Origin of the sequence: Escherichia sp. HH091_1A, from assembly GCF_030295175.1 — a bacterium.
In the GTDB taxonomy this organism is placed as follows: Bacteria; Pseudomonadota; Gammaproteobacteria; order Enterobacterales; family Enterobacteriaceae; genus Escherichia; species Escherichia coli_F.
In genome coordinates, this window is the sequence record NZ_AP025747.1 from 591,888 (window position 1) to 599,058 (window position 7,171).

Genomic DNA, 7,171 nt, shown 5'->3' on the forward strand with positions numbered 1-7,171 from the left:
AAATATCATGCTAGCGCGCGGTGAGGGATGGCGCAAATGGAGTTATGAGGCTTGTTCAGTGGTAGCTTAAATATGATCGAAAAATTGTTTTTGCTTTGAAACGAAAGACTGCACGGGTGTTGGTGGCGTCAAAATCGCCGAGGCGTTCCCTGAAGGCCGGGGCAGCCCACATGGATGTGGGCTGAGGGCGCGTTTTACAGGGATGTTACCTCGCGCCCGACCCGGTAGCCGCAAGGGATAAGCCGAGGGTACCGCGCAGCGGCGATTTTGTTCGCCAGAGCCCGGGGGTGCAGGGGGCGGCGGCGATTGGCCGCCCCCTGCGCGCTCCTTGCGCCAGTCACTTTATATGGCATGACTCATAAAAGGAGCGCAACAAGAACTGGATCTCACAAACGCATTAAGTAAATACCAATCACTCTTTCGGTTTAAACCGCAGCAACCGGTTGGCGTTACTCACTACGGTAATCGACGAGAGTGCCATTGCTGCCCCGGCTACTACCGGGTTAAGCAGCGTTCCAGTGAACGGCCACAAAATACCGGCGGCGACCGGAATACCAATGCTGTTGTAGATAAACGCACCGAGCAGGTTCTGCTTCATGTTGCGCAGCGTTGCGCGGGAAATTGCGAGCGCATCCGCAACACCCATCAGGCTATGGCGCATCAGGGTAATCGCCGCGGTTTCAATGGCAACATCGCTGCCGCCCCCCATCGCAATACCGACATCCGCCTGGGCCAGTGCTGGCGCGTCGTTAATGCCGTCACCCACCATTGCCACCTGACGTCCTTCACTTTGCAGACGTTTGATCGCTTCGGCTTTACCGTCTGGCAGCACCCCGGCTATCACCTCATCAATCCCTGCTTCTTTGGCGATCGCATTGGCGGTGGTCGGGTTATCCCCGGTTAGCATCACCAGACGATATCCCGCTTTATGCAGACGTTGCAGTGCCGCCACGCTATCGTTACGCAACGGATCGCGCACCGCCAGCAGGGCCACCGCTTTCCCGTCAATCGCCAGCAGCACAGGCGTTGCCCCTTGCGATGCCTGAGCTGAAATATCTGCTTCAATCGCTTTAGTATCGACTTGCTGGTCATTTAACAACGCCTGATTACCCAGCAATAACGCATGACCTTCTGCTTCACCGCTCACGCCCAGCCCACGCAATGTACGGAAGCTGTTGACCTGCGGCAGTTGCATATCGCCTGCTTTATCGAGGATCGCTCGTGCCAGCGGATGGCTGGAACCTTGTTCCAGTGCCGCCGCCAGACGCAGCGCCTGCGCTTCGTCAACATCAGCAAATGTTTTCACTGCGACAACCTGCGGCTTCCCTTCCGTCAGTGTCCCAGTTTTATCGAACACTACGGTATCGAGCGTACTGGCGCGCTGCAGCGCGTCGGCGTCCCGCACCAGCACACCAAATTCAGCCGCACGCCCGACGCCGGAAATAATCGACATTGGCGTTGCCAGCCCCAGCGCACACGGGCAGGCGATAATCAGTACCGTGGTGGCAATCACCAGGGTATAAACAATTTGCGGTGCCGGACCAAAGAAGTACCAGATTGCCGCACTGACCAGCGCAATCACCACCACTACCGGCACAAATACGGCAGAGATTTTATCCGCCAACTGGCCGATTTCCGGTTTACTGCTCTGGGCCTGGCGCACCATACGAATGATCCGTGACAGCGTAGTATGGCTGCCAACCGCACTGGCACGAAACAGCACGCTACCGTCCTGCACCACGGTACCTGCATGAACGCTATCGCCTTCGCCTTTTTGCTGTGGGATAGGTTCGCCCGTCAGCATTGCTTCATCCAGCCACGCTTCGCCCTGGGTAATTTCACCATCTACCGGTACGCGATCGCCGGTCGTCAGGCGTAGTAACATACCAGGCTGAACATCTGCCAGCGGCACGCTTTTTTCACCTTCGTCAGTGACCAGGCGCGCCGTCGGCGGGGTTAAATCGAGTAACTTTTCCAGCGCCTTTGAAGAACGCTGACGTGCGCGCGCTTCCAGCATATGACCGAGATTAATCAGACCGATAATCATCGCACTGGCTTCGTAATAAAGATGTCGCGCTTCCATCGGGAACCACTGCGGCCACAGGTTGACGCTCATTGAATAGAGCCACGCCACGCCAGTACCCAGCGCCACCAGCGTATCCATTGTCGCCGCACCGTTCAGCAGGCTTTTCCATGCGCTACGGTAAAAATGCCCGCCGGCGAAAACCATTACCGCCAGCGTTATCAGGCCGATAACTAACCACAGACTGCGGTTGTCGGCGGTGACCATCATGTTATCGCCGATCATCCCCCAGACCATCACCGGGATACCTACCGCCAGAGCGACAATTGCCTGCCAGCGGAAGCGCTTCATGGTAGCGACGGCGGTTTCCTGCTGGCGCTCGCGGCGTTTAGCGTCATCTTCAATCGCTTCCGCGCCGTAGCCCGCTTTTTCCACCGCCTGCACTAAATCTTGTGGGGAGGCACTGCCCATCACCAGCGCAGTACGCTCCGCCAGGTTTACCCGTGCCTGAGTGACGCCCGGTACGCTTTGCAGCGCATTTTGTACGCGGGTAACACAGCTGGCGCAGCTCATGCCGCTCAGCAGCAACTGCTGACTGTCATCGTCATCGGCGTTTGCTGCCGGAAGCGCCTCAGAAACCGCTGTCAGTGCTTCCGACGGGATTGATGACTCCGCCAGCGGTTTAGCCTTTGGGTGGCTTACAGATGCGTCATAACCCGCTTGTTTGATGGTTTCGATCAGCTGTTCTGCACTGGCAGTACCGGTAACGTGCGCTTCAGTGATAGACACATCCGCCTGCTCAACATCCGGGCGCTGTTCGAGACTTTCTTTCACGCGTTTAACGCAGTGACCGCAGGACAGGCCGTCCAGGGTCAGGTCGATAGTTTGTGACATAACGTACTCCTTTAAGACAGTGTTGACTGACTGTGTTAAAGGTTAAACCTTCCAGCAAGGGGAAGGTCAAGAAATTAATAAACCAGGCGGGTAAAAGTCCGTAAAGATTAAAAAATCGGCTCAATTTGCATCAGGATTAGATATTTATCTCTTTGTTTTCCTGTAGTTAAGTCGCGGGTGCTAAGTTAAATCAGGATGCCTGAAAATCGGCACCGGGGTGAGGAATCCCCTCCCGCATCTATAAAAAGGAGTTAACAAAAGATGTTAGATGCAAACACATTACAGCAGGCAGTGGATCAGGCTTACACCCAATTTCACTCACTTAACGGCGGACAAAATGCCGATTACATTCCCTTTCTGGCGAATGTGCCCAGTCAACTGGCGGCAGTGGCTATCGTGACCTGCGATGGTAAAGTCTTTAGCGCGGGTGACAGTGATTACCGCTTTGCGCTGGAATCCATCTCAAAAGTCTGTACGTTAGCCCTCGCGTTAGAAGATGTCGGCCCGCAGGCGGTACAGGACAAAATTGGCGCTGACCCGACCGGATTGCCCTTTAACTCGGTTATCGCCTTAGAGTTGCATGGCGGCAAACCGCTTTCGCCACTGGTAAATGCTGGCGCTATTGCCACCACCAGCCTGATTAACGCTGAAAATGCCGAACAACGCTGGCAGCGAATTTTACATATCCAACAACAACTGGCTGGTGAGCAGGTAGCGCTCTCTGATGAAGTCAACCAGTCGGAACAAACAACCAACTTCCATAACCGGGCCATTGCCTGGCTGCTGTACTCCGCCGGATATCTCTATTGTGATGCAATGGAAGCCTGTGACGTGTACACCCGTCAGTGCTCCACGCTCATCAATACTATTGAACTGGCAACGCTTGGCGCGACGCTGGCGGCGGGCGGAGTGAATCCGCTGACGCATAAACGCGTTCTTCAGGCCGACAATGTGCCGTACATTCTGGCCGAAATGATGATGGAAGGGCTGTATGGTCGCTCCGGTGACTGGGCATATCGCGTTGGTTTACCGGGCAAAAGCGGTGTAGGTGGCGGTATTCTGGCGGTCGTTCCTGGTGTGATGGGAATTGCCGCGTTCTCACCACCGCTGGACGAAGAAGGCAATAGTGTTCGCGGTCAAAAAATGGTGGCATCGGTCGCTAAGCAACTCGGCTATAACGTGTTTAAGGGCTGATCATGATGAACACGGAAGGTAATAACGGTAACAAACCCCTCGGTCTATGGAACGTCGTTTCCATTGGCATTGGGGCAATGGTGGGGGCGGGGATCTTCGCGCTGCTGGGGCAGGCTGCGTTGCTAATGGAAGCCTCGACCTGGGTCGCCTTTGCTTTTGGTGGTATTGTGGCGATGTTTTCTGGTTATGCCTATGCGCGTCTGGGGGCGAGCTATCCCAGCAATGGCGGTATTATCGACTTCTTTCGTCGCGGATTAGGCAACGGCGTCTTTTCGCTGGCGCTCTCGTTACTGTACCTGTTGACGCTGGCGGTAAGCATCGCCATGGTCGCCCGTGCTTTTGGCGCTTATGCCGTGCAGTTTTTGCATGAAGGCAGCCAGGAGGAGCACCTTATTCTGCTCTACGCGTTGGGGATCATTGCGGTGATGACGCTATTCAACTCCTTAAGCAACCATGCGGTAGGACGGCTGGAAGTGATCCTCGTCGGCATTAAAATGATGATCCTGTTATTGCTGATTATTGCCGGTGTCTGGTCGCTACAACCGGCGCATATTTCCGTCTCTGCGCCTCCCAGCTCCGGTGCGTTCTTCTCCTGTATCGGGATAACCTTCCTTGCCTATGCGGGCTTTGGCATGATGGCGAACGCGGCGGATAAAGTGAAAGATCCGGCGGTCATTATGCCACGGGCGTTTCTGGTGGCGATTGGCGTTACCACGTTGCTTTATATCTCGCTGGCGCTGGTACTGCTTAGCGATGTATCGGCATTAGAGTTAGAAAAATATGCCGATACCGCCGTAGCGCAGGCAGCTTCTCCGCTGCTCGGGCATGTGGGTTATGTGATCGTCGTCATCGGCGCTTTACTGGCGACGGCTTCAGCCATAAACGCGAACCTGTTCGCCGTGTTTAACATCATGGACAACATGGGAAGCGAACGCGAACTGCCGAAGCTAATGAATAAACCTCTGTGGCGGCAGAGTACCTGGGGTAACATCATCGTCGTGGTGTTGATTATGCTGATGACGGCGGCGCTGAATTTAGGCTCACTCGCCAGCGTTGCCAGCGCCACCTTTTTGATCTGCTATCTGGCGGTGTTTGTGGTGGCGATCCGCCTGCGTCATGATATTCACGCCTCGTTGCCGATTCTTATCGTTGGTACGTTGGTTATGTTGTTGGTGATCGTTGGCTTTATCTACAGCCTGTGGTCCCAGGGCAGCCGTGCGTTGATATGGATTATTGGCGCACTCTTACTCAGCCTTATTGTGGCAATGGTCATGAAGCGCAATAAAGCCGTATAAAACCTCTCTGGGCGCAGTACTTTCTGTACTGCGCCTTTGTCTTTAATTCAAATTTCCTTTCTTATTCCTTTAATAAATAAGTCACAAAAAAATGATATATACGCGATAAATCTGTGATGCTAATCACTTATTGCTGTGGATTATTCTTAATGCGTATGATGGTAATCTAAAAGTCGTAGTGTATTCTAAATAAATAACGTATAAGCTTTTTAACTGCATTTCTTTTCCAATCTCAATGTTCGACAAAAGAGGTGCACAAGTTATTACCCTTCTTAATAAAATGAGACTGGTTATAAAAACCAGTTAAAATAATGACCTGGAAGGAAGTGACTTATCTATGGCGCGATTCCAGTTTAAAAACCGTAAAAATAATGGACTTATTTTTTTAATAAGTTTTATGGTAATGGGAAAAGCAGCAATTGCTGCACCGCTGCCACAATGGGCGAACGCCCCTGCGGTAACGCCAATTGCTCGATTATCTTTACAGGAAAGTATATTACGCGCCTTTGCGCGAAATCCCGACGTCACTCAACAGGCGGCGCAGATAGGTATTGGCGAAGCGCAAATTGATGAAGCCAAAAGTGCCTGGTATCCACACGTTGGATTAACCAGCAACGCGGGGCCGTCACGGCAAACGGACTCCAGCGGCAGGCTTGATAACAACGTTTCGTATGGCATAACCCTGACACAGCTGGTGTATGACTTCGGTAAAACAGATAACGATATCAAACTGCAAACCGCCGCTCGTGACAGCTACCGCTTTAAATTGATGGCAACTTTAACCGATGTTGCCGAAAAAACGGCGACTGCCTATATGGAGGTCAGTCGTTATCAGGCGTTGTGCGATGCGGCTCAACGCAATATCCACTCGCTGGAAAACGTCTACAACATGGCGGCGCTGCGCGCTAACGCTGGCCTGAACTCATCGTCGGATGAATTACAGGCCCAGACGCGTATTGCCGGAATGCGCTCAACCCTGGAGCAATATCAAGCGCAGATGGCGAGCGCCAAAGCGCAACTGGCGGTGCTTACTGGCGTACAGCCGGAGGCGATAGCCGCGCCACCTGCTGAATTAGCCGAGCAGCCGGTATCGCTGAAAAATATTGATTACCAGTCCATCCCACTGGTGCTGGCGGCAGAAAACTTACGCCAGTCAGCACAGTACGGTGTGGAAAAAACGAAAGCGCAATACTGGCCAACGCTGAGTATTCAGGGGGGCAAAACGCGCTACCAGACCAGCGACCGCTCGTATTGGGACGACCAGTTACAACTGAACGTTAACGCGCCGCTGTATCAGGGCGGCGCAGTTTCAGCCCAGGTGCAACAGGCTGAAGGGCAACAAAAAATCTCTGCCTCGCAGGTCGAACAGGCAAAACTGGATGTGCTGCAACGAGCGTCTGTGGCATATGCGAACTGGACCGGCGCACGGGGTCGCGAAGAAGCCGGTTTAGCACAATCCGAAAGTGCGCACAGAACGCGAGATGTGTACCAAAATGAATATAAATTGGGTAAACGCAGCCTGAACGATCTCTTAACCGTCGAGCAAGATGTCTTTCAGGCGCAATCAGCTGAAATAAATGCCAATTATGATGGCTGGGTTGCCGCAGTGAATTATGCCGCTGCGGTGAATAACCTTATTCCATTAGCGGGAATTAAGCAGGGCTTATACAACGACTTACCCGACTTGAAATAATCCTGCCATTATTAATATCAGGTATGCATCGTTGTTGAGTGATTACCTTTGTCTTATTTAGATAAATGGACT

General features: G+C 53.0%; 4 protein-coding genes. 3 read left to right on the forward strand and 1 reads right to left on the reverse strand.

Going from position 1 to position 7,171, the window contains the following annotated elements; genetic code table 11:
* Positions 1-412: 412 nt before the first annotated feature.
* On the reverse strand, positions 413-2,917 hold the full coding sequence (gene copA / locus QUF14_RS02770) for a copper-exporting P-type ATPase CopA (RefSeq protein WP_000083932.1): 2,505 nt from the start codon (positions 2,915-2,917) through the stop codon (positions 413-415).
* 261 nt (positions 2,918-3,178) lie between these two features.
* On the opposite strand from copA, the gene glsA reads away from it, so the two are divergent.
* The 3 genes from glsA to QUF14_RS02785 all read left to right on the forward strand — a co-directional run bounded on the left by glsA (position 3,179) and on the right by QUF14_RS02785 (position 7,099).
* A complete protein-coding gene (glsA, locus tag QUF14_RS02775; RefSeq protein ID WP_000883053.1) occupies positions 3,179-4,111 on the forward strand; it encodes a glutaminase A in 933 nt (310 codons plus the stop codon).
* Between the two features lie 2 nt (positions 4,112-4,113).
* Complete coding sequence (locus QUF14_RS02780) at positions 4,114-5,406, forward strand: APC family permease (protein ID WP_000982159.1); 1,293 nt, start codon at positions 4,114-4,116, stop codon at positions 5,404-5,406.
* A 337-nt stretch (positions 5,407-5,743) separates the two neighbouring features.
* A complete protein-coding gene (locus tag QUF14_RS02785; protein WP_100733865.1) occupies positions 5,744-7,099 on the forward strand; it encodes a TolC family outer membrane protein in 1,356 nt (451 codons plus the stop codon).
* Positions 7,100-7,171: the final 72 nt, after the last annotated feature.

What these genes read in the sequence shown, in the direction of transcription:
- QUF14_RS02785 (WP_100733865.1), top strand. Translation starts at nt 5,744, where the DNA reads ATGGCGCGATTCCAGTTTAAAAACCGTAAAAATAATGGACTTATTTTT.
- copA (WP_000083932.1), bottom strand. Translation starts at nt 2,917, where the DNA reads ATGTCACAAACTATCGACCTGACCCTGGACGGCCTGTCCTGCGGTCAC.
- QUF14_RS02780 (WP_000982159.1), top strand. Translation starts at nt 4,114, where the DNA reads ATGATGAACACGGAAGGTAATAACGGTAACAAACCCCTCGGTCTATGG.
- glsA (WP_000883053.1), top strand. Translation starts at nt 3,179, where the DNA reads ATGTTAGATGCAAACACATTACAGCAGGCAGTGGATCAGGCTTACACC.